Below are 16,028 nucleotides of genomic sequence, written 5' to 3'. Positions count from 1 at the left end.
TCATCCTTGTGTCGGTGGCGTTACTTCTCCAAGTTTCAATGTATAAACTTGTGAAGTGTATTTATCCTTTGGTTTACCTGTAGCATGTTGTTTGGCAATATAAAGTGTTGCATCTTCTAAAGCTAATGTTTCTTCATACTTCTTGATTGGCTCTGTTCCACCCATTGCTGCAATGTACTCCCCTTTAACAAAGAACACCACTTGTCCTTGAGGTACAAATACAGATTCTGTTGGGATTGGATTAAAAGGTAAGCTCGTTACATATACACCTGCTGCATTTTGAATTGTAGCATTTGCTTGAATGTCAAAAGTATCGAATGGATTTGTTACCATAACTACTTTCCCAGCAACATTTTTAGGTCTATCTGCATCTGTTTTACCATCAGGATTTAATTTTTTAGCCAATAATTTAACTACGCCTTTTAATTCATTAATTGTTTTACGACCTGGTTCAAACGTTAAAGTTCCCGCTGGTTTTTTATCTGGATATACTCCATTCACTACACTTCCGCTAGGATCTTTTAATAAGCCAATAGGTTCTTCCTTACCTGTACCTACTACAAAACCACGTTCTAAACCTACTGACATCGCTTCTGTAATCATAGTACGAACATATCGTTCCACCCATACTGGACCAAGCTTCAACATATCATTTGCTAATGGAATAAATGCTGTTAATTTCAGTTGAGTGATTGATTCTTTTCGGAATGTAGCATTTAACTGCCCTTTAATATCACCAAATAACGGTCCCCATACAGCTGCACCCTCTGGATCTCCATAAATAAATTCTGTCACAGCTCCTAAATTCTCTAAGCCGATATGCTCTAGCAACGGATGACCTTGAACTAAATCATCAAAAATTCTCTCTTGAGTTGTTTTAGGTAAAGTCTCAGTAGATTTAAACCCACCCTCTTCAACAACAGCATTAAAGAACTTCATTTCTTCACTTGTTAGTACATTAGCACCGCGAGATTGCATAATAGAACGATCTACCATTGATTCATTCACTTGATTTAAAATATCTGAACGAACATCTGTAGCAAGTGCTTCAATCATGGAATTTAACGCTACTGATTGTTCTTCCGCTGTACCTTCTTGTGTTGCTTTCGCGAAAGCTAGTTTCTTCTCTTCAAAATTATTAAACTTAATAACCATATTTTATTTTCCTCCTAAAGTTAAAAAGAGCGTACTCAAATTCTGTTTTGTATTAACAGGCTTTTGAATAGGCTCTTTTGGATTTTTATTCGTTTTTAAATCATTCAGAATTTCATTTTTCAAACCTGATAATGCTGCATTTAAATCTTCTTTTGTAATCCCTTGGCTTTTGTTCATTGTTCCATTTCTAAAACCATCGATTACCTTTTGTGGAAGCATGGCAGCAGTAGAAGATGAAGCTGTCATTTTAACCTGATTATCCATAAACATGATTTCATCCACAAAATTATGTTCTAATGCTTGTTGTGGACCCATCCAAGTTTCTTCAGCCATCATATGAAGTAGTTCCTCATCTAATTTACCACTTTTAATGACATAGGCGTTTACAATTGCTCGATCAGTTGTTTTCAACATTTCAGCAGCATTTTCCATATCACGATGATCTCCACCATTCCACATAGAAGCATTGTGAATCATAATTTGTGCTGTAGGTGAAATTCGGACTTTATCACCAGCCATCGCAATCACAGAAGCCGCACTTGCAGCCAAACCAACAATTTGAACTTCTACATGACCAGGATAATTTTTTAATGCTGTATAAATTTCTGACCCTTCGTGTACATAACCACCAGGACTATTAATCGATACTATTAAATCGTCACCATTTGCATTAGTTAGTTCTTTCGAAATTTTACCTGGGCTTGCAGCATCCATTTCAAACCAATCATAAATCCAAGCTTCATCATTCGAAATAATTGGTCCTTTAACGTCAATTTTCACCGTCATTTGTATTCTCACCTCCTTCAGATTCAGTTAGTTTCGTATAGTTTTTCGTAATATGATGTGTATTTAAGTTAGGATCATCCGAAACTTCATATCCTACTTCTAATCGAATTTCATTTCCTGTAAATGCACTTGAAGAAATGAGTTTATCGATGCTTGTCGCAAAATCAAATATACTTTGATAAGAAACAGCTTTAATTTCAATTTTTTGACCTAAAAGATATTCTTCTTTTTCAAAAAATTTAACGTTTGCTTCATCAGAAACCTTTTTTAATAAAGGTTTCACTGTGAAAAGCATATAATTTTTCGTTTGCTTCTCAACATCAGCCATTTCGCCGTATATCAAAGCAGTTGGAATACCAAAAGCCATTGCAACTTGATTTAAAAAACCGTTCGTTACTTTATTGATTTCCTCCACACTTTGACCGGAGTTTTCACCACCCGATGTTTCAGCATATTTAAATCCTGGTTGTTGTGGAATGATAGCAACGTCTTTTTCTCCAATCGCTTTGTACATGTTATCAATGAATTCTTGAAGCTTCGCTTGATGTTCTTTACTCTTTGCAGCAAGCATGTCCATATCAACTGTTCCGCGAATTTGATTTTTGCGCTTTTGAGAACTTAATATCCTACCGAATAAATCACCATAATCAGTAAACAAACCATCAATAAGAGGTGATAACTTGTCATTCCGGTATCTTAAATGAATAACTTCACTTTGCTTAAAACTTCTCTTAAACTGATAATCTTTTACTGTGACATTCGTAAAGGTATCTTCAAACACAGCATATTCATTATGTTCAAAGTCATCAGCAATAAGTAAATCACCATCATCAGCTTGTACAATTAACACTTCATTATCATAAATAAGTTTGTAAATGAAACTCTCCCAAAAGGTACTTGCTGTCATATTTTTATTAGGTCTAACATTTAATCGGTAATAAAGATCATCCTTTTTGAATTCTTCACCATTTTTCACTCTAAATTCTGACTGGCTAATTGTTCTTCCTAAAAAGGATATACATGTATCAATCGCTAATCGCTTCATGTGTACTCTATTTGCTTTTTCAATAAACATTTCCACATCAAACATATAGCCTAATTCGCTATTTCTTTTAAATACCGTGTTCAACCATCCAATGATTATCACCCCCTTTATTAGAATTTAATACCATCGAGCATAAAGTCGAATTCATCCACAAGAATGTTATCAGCTTGCCATAATGCATGGATAAAAGCTTGGAATCCATCTGTTTTTCGCTTGAATTCATCTTTCTTCAAATATTCTTTGTTTCCGTCTTTTTTGATGTGGACGTAGACGTTGTTGGTGTACCAACGCATTAATGGATTATCCCCAAAAATAATACGATTGTTCGCAAATAACGTTTCAACTCGTGGAGCTAAAAGTGAATGAATCGCTTTTGGATTACGAATATATAACAATATGAAACCTTCAGCTTCAAGTGCTGTTTTAACAAGATCAAGACGGAATGTATCAGCTACTATTGTGTTAAATCCGTATATCTCACGCATTTTTACAAACCAATCTACAATGTGAGAAATATTAATAACCGGTTCATCCACAATAGTTAGTAAGCCATTTTCAGCCCATTCATAAATAGGTGCTTTTAATTTCACCTTGTCCAAGAATCCTTTACGTACAAATGAATGACCTTTCCATATATAATCTTCACCATGTTTAAATAGCAAGCCGACTGCAGCAAAGTCTTTGATGCTGGCGAAATCGAGACCGCCTACAGCTACTTTGTGCTTTAAATCTGGAACTTCTCTGAGCGTTTCTCCATCTTCTTCAAAACCAGTACGCATGATTTCTTCCCATGAAGCGACAGACTTTGTTAAATCTGTTTCAGGGTAATTCATACGTTTTGTTATGAATTCTTCACGGTTTGAAGGATTATTCTCTAATTGTTTATATTGAGTTAATACCTTTTTAAATAATTGTTTAGCATAAGAACTTCTCGGATCACTAAACATTGGATTCGCTTTTTCCCATACATCAGGATTATCAATTTCTTCTGGATTATCTATCTTGCAAATGAAAGGAAATAATGGATCTTCTAAATCTTTTCCCTTTAGAATGTTCATCGCTCGCTCTTTTGTTTTATCCAGGAATCCGTCGCGGACAAAGCCATCTGTACCAATAAAAAATTCCCTAGCATTTGGCACTTTTCCAAGTCCACTAGAGAATACATTTACTACATCAAAGTTTTCATATCGATGTATTTCATCATAAATAACACAACCGTCACGAAGTCCATCTTTAGAACCAGCATTAGATGTATGGTATTGCATAATGCTTTGAGTATCGTTACTCAGTATCTCTACCTTGGTTCGATAAAACATATCTTCTAGTATTTCTTTTCCTTTAATAGCATCATAGACTTCACGAAAAGAAACTTTAGCCTGCTTCTCGTTGTTCGCCACAATTGAAACATTGTATCGATCTATTCCATGTAGCGGACTAATAAAGAAATGGCATAATGATGAAATTAAACCGTTTTTACCACCACCACGAGCCATCATAATTAAAAATTGCTCGTAAAAAACAGAATCATCTTCTTTATAGAAAAGAAAAACAAATGCTGTTAGGAACTTTTGGAATGCTTGTAATTCAAAGTACCATTTCTCAGTGAATTTTATATAGTCTTCATACATTTCATTATCGAAATACAAATCATCGCGTATTAAGATGTATTTCTCCAGGTACTCAATTAGCATTATGCGCTCTTTATTCAGCTTAATTTTCCCTGCGCGATACATTTCAATATATTCAGTGACATATTTATTTTGAATCATGTTAAATCTTTAATAGAGCGCACAGGTTTTGAAGGAGCTTTCTTTTCTTCTGCCGATGCTTCTAATCCAAGTGCATCTAAAATCTTTATCATTCGATCATTTGTTTTATGTAAATCATTAATAGAAGGATTGGATTTCGGACCATGCATGCCAGATACTTTTATTCCGGTTTCTTCAATATCATCAACAAGAATACACTTTAAATCCCACAACGATAAATAGTCTTGAATTAAGTCAGTGTAATGATTACCTACAATCTTCTTTTCTTTCAATTGATTTGTTAGATCCTTTTCAATCCTTTTTCTCATTGTTTCACGCTTCACTCTAGCCACAATATCCCTCCCTTCTGGTTTACATCGTTTTCCAATTTGATATAACGCGCGAATTTGGTTATAAATTTGAAAAATCGACCCCCTCCTCCGGTGCCCCTATGACGAAATTCTGATGAAATATTTTAAGGGGGGGTGTTATTTTTGTTTTATTTTCACCATTTCTCATCATGTTCCCATTTATTTTGTTTCTTTTCATACATTCTTCCATGTTCTTTGTTATGGCAATTTACACAGACTGTTTCGAGGTTGTCTATGTCTAATGCAAGATCAGGATGATGTTCTAGTTCTTTTATATGATGGACAACGAGTTGTATCTTCTTACGCTTTGCACTCTTACTGTATTCATTGGTATCTGTTTGAACTCGGCCGTTACGTTTACATTCCTGGCACTCATAGTTGTCACGCTTCTTTACTTGTTCGCGTGTAATCTTCCATTCACCACTGTCATAGAACTTACGCTTCTGTTGTTTGGTTTTATACTCTTTCATTTGTCTTTACCAAACGCTTTTGATTCTCTCTATTTCTTTCTAATAATTCTTTTATTGGTGTTTGTATGAGATACTCCATTGAGTAAAGCATGTGCTTCTCTCCATACAACTTGTAATACTTGAATCGATTAACATCAATACCAGCCTTCATGTACGCTTTCTTATGTGGCTTAAGGTATTTGATATATGCTTTCATATCAATAGGTATAAGACCAAGCGCAGCAATCTTACCGTTTAAAACGCTATCCAATTACCCTCACTCCTTAAACAAAATAAAAAGCACCCGAATGGATGCTTAGATTAAACTTATTTATTATTACTTTCATCATCATCTGATTTCAGGTCTAACATGCTTCCTATATCAGGCGGCAAAGTTAACTCTATGCCAGCTACTGGCTGATTATCCTCATTAAAATAATACTTCTTCACCTTATTCAATTCTTCACTTTTCTTATTTTCACTCATATTACCCCGCCTTTTATGTATGATATTAAATACTTTACTTAATATGTACATCGAGAAAGATAATATACTACTCTTTCAATCCTCAGACTACCCATGCAATTTTTACATAATGAAAGAGCAACCGTGCATCAGTTGCTCTTCTGAGAAAATTCTATGTTATTACTATAAGTACGATAAATGAAATTTTATTCTTCTTCCAATTACTTAATGATGCTACGTTCACCTGCACTCATATTATTAAGTAACTTGAAGAAGAGCAAAAGCTCTCCTTAATAACGGTATCATTCAACCACTACCATCTGCTGGTTTCGGATTTTATGTGCCGTCATTACGAACCGTTTATAATTTTAGAAACAACAGAGTGAGTTGTGTTTTTCCGCCACTTCTCACAATACAAATATATCACGTTGATTCCAAAACAACCGGCACATTTACTGCCAAAAAACGGTCACGATTCTGCCATTTATTTTAATTCGCTAATAACCTTTATTTTCCTAGATTACCTCACTGCAACAGCTACACTGAATAAATTGAACTTTCTTTCAATAACTATGCTTGATCGGATTGTAGAACATGTAATGGAGGCGGAATAATCCAACCTTTTTTCTTATTCAGACGAAGTAATATAGCTCCAGCTTGTGCTTTTTTCATATGAAATTGACCAAACATCATTCCAACATCTTCTCGAAGAGATTGTCCCATAGCTTGACTACATGCTACTAAGCCAGCAGCAAGATCCATAGAAACTTTAGCTGCAATTTCTGCATCATTAATACGAGCACCAGGAGGAATCGTTTCAATAGATGCAACTGGTCTTTCTGGAGGTGCTGGTGGTAATGCAACACCATTCAATTTCAAGATATTTTTTAATTCTTCAACTTCTGATTGGATATCATTCTCTACAAGGTTCTCTAAAAATTTCTTTAAATCCTCGTCCCCTGTATGGTTAATAAGAACTTGATATCCAGCAATCGCGCCTTGTGCCGCTGCAAGATAACTCCAAATCCCAAAGACTTCTCCGTAGTGCATTGGTTCATTTTGTGGATTTCCACTTAAAATACCCATAAAAATATTCCTCCTTAAAGAAATTAGACTTTTAGCAACAATACTTACTATAGAAAAAATTTTCCCAATCATGTTCTTGATTAAAGAAAATAAGTTCTTATAACTCATAAGGAACACCTTACCCAAATATAGTAATTACCTCTCATAGAATGTGCCGTTACCAAAAATTTATGCTTAAAAAGAATAAATACATTTCAATTAACTTAATCCATTATTATTAAGTATTTTTAATAATAAAAATTAAAGATATTTATCATAATTTGAATTCAAATGGTTTTATATATTTTCAACCGAATATTGTCTTTAGGAACTGGAGACATTACTAAATACGAAAGGAGGGAAAACCATGAAGAAAAAACTTACATCTATTTTAGGTGCCCTATTACTAACTATTACGTTTTTTGGTACAAGCATCCATGCTGAATACGATGGATATAATACGAATAGAGTTAACAATAATAATACTACAACTCGAGTTAATGACTATAACACGAATAGAGTTAATAATGATGTGAGAACTCGAAATGTAAATACGACAAATGATTTAAATGATAATCGTAATAAAAATAATAATTGGACTTGGCTTGGTTTATTAGGACTACTAGGATTATTTGGTCTTAGAAAAAAAGACAAAGATCCAGAAACACGTTAATATAGAACATTGTATTTAATTTTTAAAAATATTTATGTATCATCAAAAGAATGCAAAATGAATAAATTATAAATCGCCTTTAATAAGGCGATTTTTTATTTTTTAAAATCAATAACGCTGTCACTTTACTCATGAGTTGGCCAAAAGTTTTAATAAGAAGCGTTATTTTGCCACAATTAAAAAGAACCATAACCTTGCCAAAGTGTATAGTTATAGTTCAAATGACACAAAAGTTGCTTATTGCTATTCAAATCTACTTTGCCTCGATTAAACGAACGCTGTTATTATCCGAATAAATAAGTAAAGTTGTATTTTTAAGACGAAGTGCCACCTGAACCGCCAAGTAAACCACCAAGGGACTTTATCAACTTTTTCAATACTGGTGTAATATCTTCTTCGGAAGTTATCCTAATACACGGTAATTCAACTTGGAGTTTCGTCCCCAAAAGAGCAACTGTAATTGGAACTGGAATTGAAACACAAAGAGCTTCTTTCCCATCACATTGACACTTATATTGTGGTTGCTGTTGTTGTGGTTGTTGTTGCTGTTGTTGCTGTTGTTGCCATTGTTGTAGTTGTTGCCATTGTTGTGGCCTTACCCCTCTACTCATATCTATATTTCTGTTGTCCATTACAAAAGGATAAGACTCGTTTGGATAATACTGATGAAAAGAATTTTTGTATTCATAATGACCATTATTCATTTTTTCATCTCCTTCCCGTTACATCGTATTAACCTAGTAGCCAATGGGTTCATTTTGATTAACATTATCATTCGCTTATTATTTTATAGTAAAAAGCTCCCATCACTTACCCATATCTTATATTGTGTGTAACTGCCCCCTTCGATGAATCGCTTGGTATCATTGATTTCATTTAACTTTCTCTTTTGAGTTACACAGTACGAAAATTATGAGTAACTGTATAGGGATACCACCAGTATTTTGCAAAATAACCTACGCTATGAGGAAAAATAAAATATGCTGCCCATGTGGACAGCTTATTTACATAATTATCGTTACTGGAAGTGAATAGTTTCAGATTAAAATGAACTAAATAATCAGGGGAGCGGTCAAGTCCAAACCGAGTTCTGTATGTAACATATATTGATTAAATGTATTGATAAAGAAAGTGAGGCTAACACAAATGAACACTTCCAATCAATTTAACCCTCCTATTCTGTTTATCCCAAAAGAGAAAGAATGTTACGAAAAAAGAATATCTGTCTTGGTTTCCATCAAGATAGATCCTAAGACTTTATCTCTTTGTTCAAGTTTGAGCCATCAGTTTACTGCGACAGGTACGTATTCTGACAAATCAACTAGGGACATTACACAACTTGTAGAGTGGTACTCTAGCAATCTTTCAAGTGCAATAGTTTCAAATGAGGAAGAGACAAAAGGTTTGACTACAGCAATTAATACCGGGGAAGCTCAAATTTTTGCAAGATTAGACGGAATCATGAGTTCGGATAGTTGTCTCACCGTTACTGAACCAGTGGTTCAAATGAAAAATTTAAAGGGATCCAATGATTATACGTTGGATATAAATAAAACAGTTTCTACGACTGAGACAACCAGTATAAATTGTCCTAGTAGCACTTTTGTTTTTGGTAAGGGCGTCTTACTGCTTGAGAATGATGTTGCTTCCTATGATTTCGCCAAACAACTTTGGTCACTCACTCAATATACTGTTGTGCAGATATCTCCATCAATTATCAAAGATCAATACACTACAGGTGAACAACTGGCAGCGGATTACTGGTGTGTTTGGATCGGAATTCAAGGGAATATTACTGATTTGGACGTCATGACAATGATGAAACCAGGAGGAATCATTGATGAATTCACCAAGCTTGGCGGGATTTTCATTGTACACGATACCGATACTAATCCAATAATTGTAACATCTTCTGAAGGACTTGAGTTCATTGGGGAGAAATCTGAGTCACTAACACAATTTTCGAAGCTTGTACAAATACCTTTGTCCTTTGAGTATCTTCGAACATATTTATATATTAACTCTATCAAGAAAGAAGGTGACTCTATGGCTCTTGAAACTAACTGTGAGACTTGTACTCCCCCTGAAGGTTCCACATCGATTCTTACTGTGGATATACCAGGTGGTCTAGCAATTAATCTATTGGGGATTCATATCGAAGCTTGCCCGATATGCGTTACAGTATTCATTGATGGATCTGATACACTTACATCTCAACAACAAGATATCGCAAATAATCTCATCAAAGTCGTACAGAATTTGGTTCCAACTATTCCTGGTGCTTAAAGGGAAATAGTTTGTAATTTAATACAGGGCTTGACCAAAAAATGGTCGAGTCTTTTTTTATTTTTTTCCAAAATGCTGCGATACCCCTAGATAAAAAAAGAAATAAGCAATGATTAGATTTTAAACCTAGTCATTGCTTTATCCATTGCATCTTGGTTTACACCTATATAACGTAACGTGACTTTCTCTGAAGAGTGATTGAATATCTCCATGAGTAATGCTATGTTTTTTGTTTGCATGTACATATGATACCCGTACGTCTTTCTTAATGTATGTGTTCCTATTTCATCTAATCCGAACTCTGCCGCCGCTCCACTTAGTATCTTATATGCCATGCTACGACCAATAGGACGATTCTTACCTTGTCTACTTTGTAATAAATACTCATTGTCTTCTCTTTCTTCAATAAACCATTTAAGTTCTCTTTTCAGTGCTGCAGTAATTTGAATACGTTTTTGTTTCCCTGTTTTCTTTTCTCTCATAGATATATGACTGCCTTTGACATCTCCTACCCTCAGTTTCAAAATATCAGAGATTCTCAGGCCTGTATTAATGCCCATAATGAAGAGAATATAATTACGTAAGCTCTTTTCCTTAAAATACTCTTTTAACTGCTGTATTTGCTCTGGATCACGTATTGGCTGAACAAAATTCATTATTCATTACCTCCAGTTTCTTCAGTCTCATAAACTTCTAATCTAAGAGCAAAAGCAAGTTTATAAAACACTCTAGCCTTAACGCGTCGATAAGTACGCTCGCTCATACCAATTTCGTTATAAACCATATAATCACATACATCTTCATCTTCTAAATAACGCTTAATGATAATGTTTCTTTGATCCTTTCCTGCACGCCCATTACCCAAACGATTTAGGAATTGATCGATACGAAATGACGTTTTCTTAATCCACTCTTCTCGTTCACTTTGCTGTATATTAGCCATCGCTACATCTTCTAATGGCTTTCCTACATCATTTGTAGGTCCGTGATATCTAATTTCATAAGAAGGAGTGACTTTCATTTCTTCACGCATCATTCCAAACTGTCTATATAAACGTACATTTTCGAGAACACCTTCTAATTTTTTCTGCGTTGCTGATCTATCGATTTTTGGTAAAAAAGATAATTGTTTAGTCATGTAAGACCACTCCCTTTTATTTTTTATTACTTTTGTCTTAACGCTCCACGTCTACGCTCATAACAAGGCCTATGCATCCCCATTAATTCCTCAATCTCACGAGTGCTTAATTTCTCTTTTTGTTTTTTCTTATTTTTCTTCTTAGCTTGTTTTGATTGCTTTTTCCATTCACGTAACTGATCTTTTAGCACCTTCATTTCCCCATCTCCCTTTTCAAAAATAAAAAGGACACCTATCCCTAAAACAGCTTTAATTGCCGCTTTAATGAATTGGTGTCCTCTAGTTTTCTAGCTGGACGATATCATTGTATTAGTTCTTTGATTCCTCAATCATTCTCACAATCTCACTTTAAAAAGATTATTTTGTTTAATTTTCTATAGCATCTATTAAATACATAAGAATTACACTTTTTACTAGTTTACAAGCCGTATCTTTTAAAGGAAGAACAACATAGAATACAATACAGGACAAGACTTTTAAAAATTTGTCTGAGTTAATTTAAAAAAAGGAGTGAACATAAATGCCTATTGTTAAACCTTTTATAGCTGGAAGACGATTTGTAAGTACAGCAGCAACAGGAACTGCCGCTGGAGCAGATTTAACTTTTGCTAACACAGACTTCACTGATGACACTGGTGCTGTAACAACATTCCCTGCTTCTTATGCTTTTTTCACACTTTATATTAATGGTGTTATTCAAACAGGTGATACTATTACTGGTGTGACTACTACAGCTGCTACTATTGTAGGAGGAGCCGTCCTAGATGGAGGTACTCCTATTGTAATTGAATTTACTATAACGTAACTTTAGTTGTCTTTTTAGAGGTTTCATTAAAAGAAACCTCTAATTTTAAAAACTGACATTAACTTTAGTAGCAACTACATAATTCAGTGCATATATTAGTATAGAATGATAGGAATTTAAACTCACTCTCGACAAGAGCACTTATATAGTGCTCTTTTTGAGCTTCCTCTTTTCTACAAATAGAACAAAAAATATTTTATCTACTTTTAAAAAGGAGGTATTTTTATTAATACAACTTTAATTTCCCATTTCTACAATGAAGAGTATCTGCTCCCATGGTGGTTAATGCACCACACAAAACTATTTAATCACGGTATTCTTATTAATCGAGGATCTACTGATCGTTCAGTAGAAATATGTAGATTATTTGCACCTCATTGGGAAATCCGAGATTCAAAAGTATTAGAGTTTGATGCCATATTAGTTGATAAAGAGATAATGGAAATAGAAAAAGAAATTAAGGGTTGGAAAATGGTTTTAAATACCACTGAATTTCTTTGCTGTTTTGATACGGAAGCCTTTTACTCTTCTCTTGCTACCTTAGGGAAAAACATGTATTCCATTCGGACTATTCTGATGGTGGACGAACCTACTCACAGTTATAGTAATCCAAGATACGGTATTCCTCTTGTCAAACAGCGTTACCATGGGATAATACTTCATCCTCAGCCAACTAAACCTTACTACGTAGGAGGGAGACTCATCCACAATTATTTGCATGGTAACTATACAGCTGGAAGGCATAGATCAAATCATCCATTTAGCGTTTACATGTATCCTGCTTTCATTTTAAAATTCTTTTACAGCCCATGGAACAAAGCTATGAAAAATCGAAAATTACAAATTGGTCCAACGCTTTCTAAACATAGCATCCAGAATGGCTTAGGTACTCATCACCTAGTAACACTAGATGAATTAGAAGCAAAATATCTATCCTTTGCAACCTCAACCATTGATCTTCGATTAATCCCGGAATATCAAGTTTTATTTCCAGATTTATGTTTTCCTAACCATTAACATATCTAAAAAAACATTTTGAAACTTTCCATAGGGCCCTTGCTTTCAGTAAGGGCCCTCCCTTATTAAAATAGCGTTTTTATTAAAAGTTCTTTGTAATTCAATAATTCAAAATGAATGTATTTTTCCTGAATAAAAATCAATATTTCATCAATAATATATACATATAGAGTTACATTCCTGTTTGAAGCAGTTAGCTTTTGCTAGCTGCTCTTTTGTATTAAATCTATAATAAAATTTTGTTCTTATTTCTTTTTCACATCATATATTTCTAATCTAGCCGTTCCTTTCAGAGAGTTACCTCCTATCTTAAAGAGCACTGATGCATGGTGCTTTTTTTTAGTTTCCTTATTTCTACAAAATGAAATTTTTATTACATTAATCCCCGTATAACATTTCCAGTCCTGCTAACACTATAACTGTAACTCTAAGTTACACATCTTTACTTGTAGGGCCTAATTTTCCTTTATACAACAAGTAGTTAGCCAATTAGGCTGACTGCTTTGTTGTACAAAATGAAGTTTTAATTTAGTTTTCTTTCCTGCATAATATTTTGATATTTGTTTATACTATAGATGTAACTTTTTGTTACAACATATATCTGTATCCAGTGAACTTCTAAAACTGTACAATAGAGCAGTTAGCTACTTCAGCTAGCTACTTTATTGTACAAAATAAAGTTTTTATTTCTCAACAACCATTATTGGAATTAAAATTCCAATAATGGTAATATGAAAGTACCTTTCAGTCATAATTTTTAACATGTCAAGTGTTGTTCCCTTTTAAAAGGTCCTGTGTCAATCAGGGCCTTTTAAACTTGTTCCTTACTAAAATAGCGTTTTTATTAAAAACTTCTCACATTTAAACCGGACAAGCATATGTTATTATATGGCGGCTTTACATTCATAGCATTCTACCTTTCTTATTTGAGAGCACACTTATAAGTGTGCTCTTTTTATTTAAGTGTAAATTTCATTAATCTTATTGATTCCTTTGCATACATTAGTATCGTAAGGGATTTCACAGGTTTCTCTTGTCCATTTACCTTGAATTTCTTGCACACCTTGTAAGGAGAATCCGTTTATACCAAACGGGTTCTTTTACTTTTGGTCATAAAATAACTATTTTATTAAATTTCACATATACAACCGCTTGTCCATTAATGAAAATCATAAAATACATTGTCCTTACAATTGGATAGATAACATTATCATCAATCTAGCCAATTCATCCCCATTAATTTCGTACAGTTGACCTTCGTTAAATTTTCTTTTTCTGTACTATTTATATACAACGTTCATATACTTACACAGACTTTAGTAATACACATTATAGTTCTTGGCTTAAGAGCACCCCAATCTCTAATGGTGCTCTATTTAATTCAAATAACTATTTCATTTAATTTATAAAACACACATGTTTGTCCATTTCACTTTGTCCCTCCCACATTTACTATTAGTAATACGAATTTTTCAGAGGTGAAAATATAATGGATGATTTTTTATCTCCTGCTTCAGAAAATCCTAATTTAGTCGGACCTACTTTACCAGCTATTCCACCATTCACACTACCTACTGGGCCTACTGGACCTACCGGCATCACTGGACCTACCGGCATCACTGGACCTACTGGTGACACTGGACCTACTGGCGACACTGGACCTACTGGTGACACTGGACCTACTGGCGACACTGGACCTACCGGACCCACTGGACCACCTGATGGACCTACTGGACCCACTGGACCTACCGGGCCTACCGGACCACCCGATGGACCTACCGGACCCACTGGACCTACTGGCGACACTGGACCTACTGGCGGCACTGGACCTACCGGCGGCACTGGACCTACTGGCGACACTGGACCTACCGGACCTGGATGCATAGAACCACTACCAATATTCACTCGAATAGTCTATGTAAACAAAGCTGGTAATGATGCTACTGCTGATGGTTCTGAATGTGCACCATTTTTAACAGTAACTGCAGCAATGGCATCAATAACGGATGCTATCGCCCCATTTCCAGATCCTTCAAATATAACTAAACGTTATGCTATCTCTATTGGACCTGGTAGCTATATTGAACCATTAATTCATTTAAAAGCTAACGTTCAATTAGTAGGAACTAGTACTTTATTAACTAGATTACAAATTCCTTTCGATATAAATGATCCTTCTTGGTTTGATCTGAACTTTTCACAAGATCCAAGATCTGGGTTTGTCGACCTGACATTACTAAGTGGGCCTCTTGATTTTAACTTTCAAACAGCGCAAAGTGTTTCAGGTAAATTATTCTTTGTTAGCGTTAATATAACCCCTACTCCTATATTCACAGCTTTATCTACTTCTGTGAATCAAGTGAATATCCGTGATTCAATGTTATCCGGTGGTTATACTCAAAATGGAATTAACATGGCGATGTTTGCTTCATTCGTTTCTAGTGGAAATATTACTATTAATTCACAAGCAACTACAGATACCCAAGTCAATTTAGTTGGTGGAGGAATAAATGGTAATGTCATTATTAATGTGCTATCTGGTCATATTCCAATTGACCCCTTAAATTTAACCAGCTTTGCTATTACAGAAAACATTTTCAATCCCAGCCCTAATTCAGGGAATTTAATTGTCAATGGCGTTAATGACGTTATTACAAGAGTCAGAGCAACAGTTGATTCTTTACCTATTCGTTCCCGGATAAATATTTTAGGTACAAATACAACGTTGATTAGAGTTGATGATGCTTTCGATTTAGCTTATACACCTATTAATCCAGCAAACTGGGCGCCTCTTCCTCCTACTACAGTGCAGGAAGCTCTAGATAGAATTGCTTCATTGCTGGCAGTAACTATCGGTACGCCATAAACACCTTAGAAAGAACTTAAATCCTATTTTCATAGGAGCTAAATTACTATGATATGTGAAATAAAAGTCTCTTCAAACCTAATGAAGTGCACCCCAATTGTTAGACACAGTCTAACAATTGGAGGTGCATTTTTTATGGCTAAATTTTCTTCAACAGAG

The 16,028-nt window shown here is 34.6% G+C and carries 18 protein-coding genes; 5 read left to right on the top strand and 13 right to left on the bottom strand.

Features of this window, described 5'->3' with window-relative positions; translation table 11 throughout:
- The 9 genes from JDS95_RS21960 to JDS95_RS21920 all read right to left on the bottom strand — a co-directional run bounded on the left by JDS95_RS21960 (position 1) and on the right by JDS95_RS21920 (position 7,105).
- Positions 1–1,155: a phage major capsid protein gene (locus JDS95_RS21960; protein ID WP_085451361.1), complete on the bottom strand. Its 1,155-nt coding sequence runs from the start codon at positions 1,153–1,155 to the stop codon at positions 1–3.
- Positions 1,156–1,158: 3 nt separating this feature from the next.
- Positions 1,159–1,941: a head maturation protease, ClpP-related gene (locus JDS95_RS21955; RefSeq protein WP_085451360.1), complete on the bottom strand. Its 783-nt coding sequence runs from the start codon at positions 1,939–1,941 to the stop codon at positions 1,159–1,161.
- Entirely contained in the window at positions 1,925–3,088 is a 1,164-nt protein-coding gene (locus tag JDS95_RS21950; protein WP_438263792.1) for a phage portal protein, read from the bottom strand. Before JDS95_RS21950 ends, JDS95_RS21955 begins: the two co-directional genes overlap by 17 nt.
- Positions 3,089–3,096: 8 nt before the next feature.
- Entirely contained in the window at positions 3,097–4,755 is a 1,659-nt protein-coding gene (locus tag JDS95_RS21945; protein ID WP_085451359.1) for a terminase TerL endonuclease subunit, read from the bottom strand.
- Positions 4,752–5,087 carry a P27 family phage terminase small subunit gene (locus JDS95_RS21940; protein ID WP_085451358.1) on the bottom strand — a complete coding sequence of 112 codons (336 nt, stop codon included), beginning with the start codon at positions 5,085–5,087 and terminating at the stop codon, positions 4,752–4,754. The genes JDS95_RS21945 and JDS95_RS21940 overlap by 4 nt, the downstream gene beginning before the upstream one ends.
- Positions 5,088–5,239: 152 nt before the next feature.
- Positions 5,240–5,575: an HNH endonuclease gene (locus JDS95_RS21935; protein ID WP_144467768.1), complete on the bottom strand. Its 336-nt coding sequence runs from the start codon at positions 5,573–5,575 to the stop codon at positions 5,240–5,242.
- Positions 5,562–5,825 carry a hydrolase gene (locus tag JDS95_RS21930; RefSeq protein ID WP_144467767.1) on the bottom strand — a complete coding sequence of 88 codons (264 nt, stop codon included), beginning with the start codon at positions 5,823–5,825 and terminating at the stop codon, positions 5,562–5,564. The genes JDS95_RS21935 and JDS95_RS21930 overlap by 14 nt, the downstream gene beginning before the upstream one ends.
- Positions 5,826–5,881: 56 nt before the next feature.
- On the bottom strand, positions 5,882–6,040 hold the full coding sequence (locus JDS95_RS21925; protein WP_186311386.1) for a hypothetical protein: 159 nt from the start codon (positions 6,038–6,040) through the stop codon (positions 5,882–5,884).
- A gap of 549 nt (positions 6,041–6,589) precedes the next feature.
- Entirely contained in the window at positions 6,590–7,105 is a 516-nt protein-coding gene (locus tag JDS95_RS21920; protein WP_000512143.1) for a DUF3231 family protein, read from the bottom strand.
- A 346-nt stretch (positions 7,106–7,451) separates the two neighbouring features.
- Between JDS95_RS21920 and JDS95_RS21915 the strand changes: the two genes are divergently transcribed.
- Positions 7,452–7,757, top strand: a complete 306-nt coding sequence (locus JDS95_RS21915) for a WGxxGxxG family protein (protein WP_199690784.1) — start codon at positions 7,452–7,454, stop codon at positions 7,755–7,757.
- A gap of 314 nt (positions 7,758–8,071) precedes the next feature.
- Here JDS95_RS21915 and JDS95_RS21910 read toward each other — a convergent pair whose 3' ends face one another.
- Positions 8,072–8,461, bottom strand: a complete 390-nt coding sequence (locus JDS95_RS21910) for a hypothetical protein (protein WP_199690783.1) — start codon at positions 8,459–8,461, stop codon at positions 8,072–8,074.
- Between the two features lie 442 nt (positions 8,462–8,903).
- Here JDS95_RS21910 and JDS95_RS21905 point away from each other — a divergent pair, with 442 nt between their 5' ends.
- The gene (locus JDS95_RS21905) at positions 8,904–10,043 is read left to right on the top strand and encodes an Ig-like domain-containing protein (RefSeq protein WP_199690782.1); all 1,140 of its coding nucleotides are present in this window, start codon (positions 8,904–8,906) and stop codon (positions 10,041–10,043) included.
- A gap of 113 nt (positions 10,044–10,156) precedes the next feature.
- On the opposite strand, the gene JDS95_RS21900 is transcribed toward JDS95_RS21905, so the two are convergent.
- The 3 genes from JDS95_RS21900 to JDS95_RS21890 are packed head-to-tail and all read right to left on the bottom strand — an operon-like array spanning position 10,157 to position 11,378.
- The gene (locus JDS95_RS21900; RefSeq protein ID WP_144467763.1) at positions 10,157–10,699 is read right to left on the bottom strand and encodes a site-specific integrase; all 543 of its coding nucleotides are present in this window, start codon (positions 10,697–10,699) and stop codon (positions 10,157–10,159) included.
- Positions 10,699–11,181 carry an ArpU family phage packaging/lysis transcriptional regulator gene (locus JDS95_RS21895; RefSeq protein ID WP_144467762.1) on the bottom strand — a complete coding sequence of 161 codons (483 nt, stop codon included), beginning with the start codon at positions 11,179–11,181 and terminating at the stop codon, positions 10,699–10,701. The genes JDS95_RS21900 and JDS95_RS21895 overlap by 1 nt, the downstream gene beginning before the upstream one ends.
- A gap of 26 nt (positions 11,182–11,207) precedes the next feature.
- Complete coding sequence (locus JDS95_RS21890; protein ID WP_186311385.1) at positions 11,208–11,378, bottom strand: hypothetical protein; 171 nt, start codon at positions 11,376–11,378, stop codon at positions 11,208–11,210.
- A gap of 323 nt (positions 11,379–11,701) precedes the next feature.
- Between JDS95_RS21890 and JDS95_RS21885 the strand changes: the two genes are divergently transcribed.
- The 3 genes from JDS95_RS21885 (at position 11,702) to JDS95_RS21875 (ending at position 15,869) form a co-directional block, all read left to right on the top strand.
- Positions 11,702–11,986, top strand: coding sequence for a DUF4183 domain-containing protein (locus tag JDS95_RS21885; RefSeq protein WP_144467761.1), 285 nt, complete (start codon positions 11,702–11,704; stop codon positions 11,984–11,986).
- A 285-nt stretch (positions 11,987–12,271) separates the two neighbouring features.
- Entirely contained in the window at positions 12,272–13,003 is a 732-nt protein-coding gene (locus JDS95_RS21880; RefSeq protein ID WP_242474181.1) for a glycosyltransferase family 2 protein, read from the top strand.
- Positions 13,004–14,492: 1,489 nt separating this feature from the next.
- Positions 14,493–15,869, top strand: a complete 1,377-nt coding sequence (locus JDS95_RS21875) for an exosporium leader peptide-containing protein (RefSeq protein WP_199690781.1) — start codon at positions 14,493–14,495, stop codon at positions 15,867–15,869.
- Positions 15,870–16,028: the final 159 nt, after the last annotated feature.

The organism is Bacillus cereus group sp. N24 (assembly GCF_016483345.1).
GTDB classification, from domain to species: Bacteria; Bacillota; Bacilli; order Bacillales; family Bacillaceae_G; genus Bacillus_A; species Bacillus_A toyonensis.
Note: the sequence above shows the minus strand (reverse complement) of the source record. Positions and strands in the feature narration are given on the sequence as shown.

Excerpts from the sequence above, each read along its gene's own strand:
- JDS95_RS21960 (WP_085451361.1), bottom strand. The coding sequence starts at position 1,155 with ATGGTTATTAAGTTTAATAATTTTGAAGAGAAGAAACTAGCTTTCGCG.
- JDS95_RS21955 (WP_085451360.1), bottom strand. The coding sequence starts at position 1,941 with ATGACGGTGAAAATTGACGTTAAAGGACCAATTATTTCGAATGATGAA.
- JDS95_RS21945 (WP_085451359.1), bottom strand. The coding sequence starts at position 4,755 with ATGATTCAAAATAAATATGTCACTGAATATATTGAAATGTATCGCGCA.
- JDS95_RS21935 (WP_144467768.1), bottom strand. The coding sequence starts at position 5,575 with ATGAAAGAGTATAAAACCAAACAACAGAAGCGTAAGTTCTATGACAGT.
- JDS95_RS21925 (WP_186311386.1), bottom strand. The coding sequence starts at position 6,040 with ATGAGTGAAAATAAGAAAAGTGAAGAATTGAATAAGGTGAAGAAGTAT.
- JDS95_RS21920 (WP_000512143.1), bottom strand. The coding sequence starts at position 7,105 with ATGGGTATTTTAAGTGGAAATCCACAAAATGAACCAATGCACTACGGA.
- JDS95_RS21915 (WP_199690784.1), top strand. The coding sequence starts at position 7,452 with ATGAAGAAAAAACTTACATCTATTTTAGGTGCCCTATTACTAACTATT.
- JDS95_RS21910 (WP_199690783.1), bottom strand. The coding sequence starts at position 8,461 with ATGAATAATGGTCATTATGAATACAAAAATTCTTTTCATCAGTATTAT.
- JDS95_RS21905 (WP_199690782.1), top strand. The coding sequence starts at position 8,904 with ATGAACACTTCCAATCAATTTAACCCTCCTATTCTGTTTATCCCAAAA.
- JDS95_RS21900 (WP_144467763.1), bottom strand. The coding sequence starts at position 10,699 with ATGAATTTTGTTCAGCCAATACGTGATCCAGAGCAAATACAGCAGTTA.
- JDS95_RS21895 (WP_144467762.1), bottom strand. The coding sequence starts at position 11,181 with ATGACTAAACAATTATCTTTTTTACCAAAAATCGATAGATCAGCAACG.
- JDS95_RS21890 (WP_186311385.1), bottom strand. The coding sequence starts at position 11,378 with ATGAAGGTGCTAAAAGATCAGTTACGTGAATGGAAAAAGCAATCAAAA.
- JDS95_RS21885 (WP_144467761.1), top strand. The coding sequence starts at position 11,702 with ATGCCTATTGTTAAACCTTTTATAGCTGGAAGACGATTTGTAAGTACA.
- JDS95_RS21880 (WP_242474181.1), top strand. The coding sequence starts at position 12,272 with ATGCACCACACAAAACTATTTAATCACGGTATTCTTATTAATCGAGGA.
- JDS95_RS21875 (WP_199690781.1), top strand. The coding sequence starts at position 14,493 with ATGGATGATTTTTTATCTCCTGCTTCAGAAAATCCTAATTTAGTCGGA.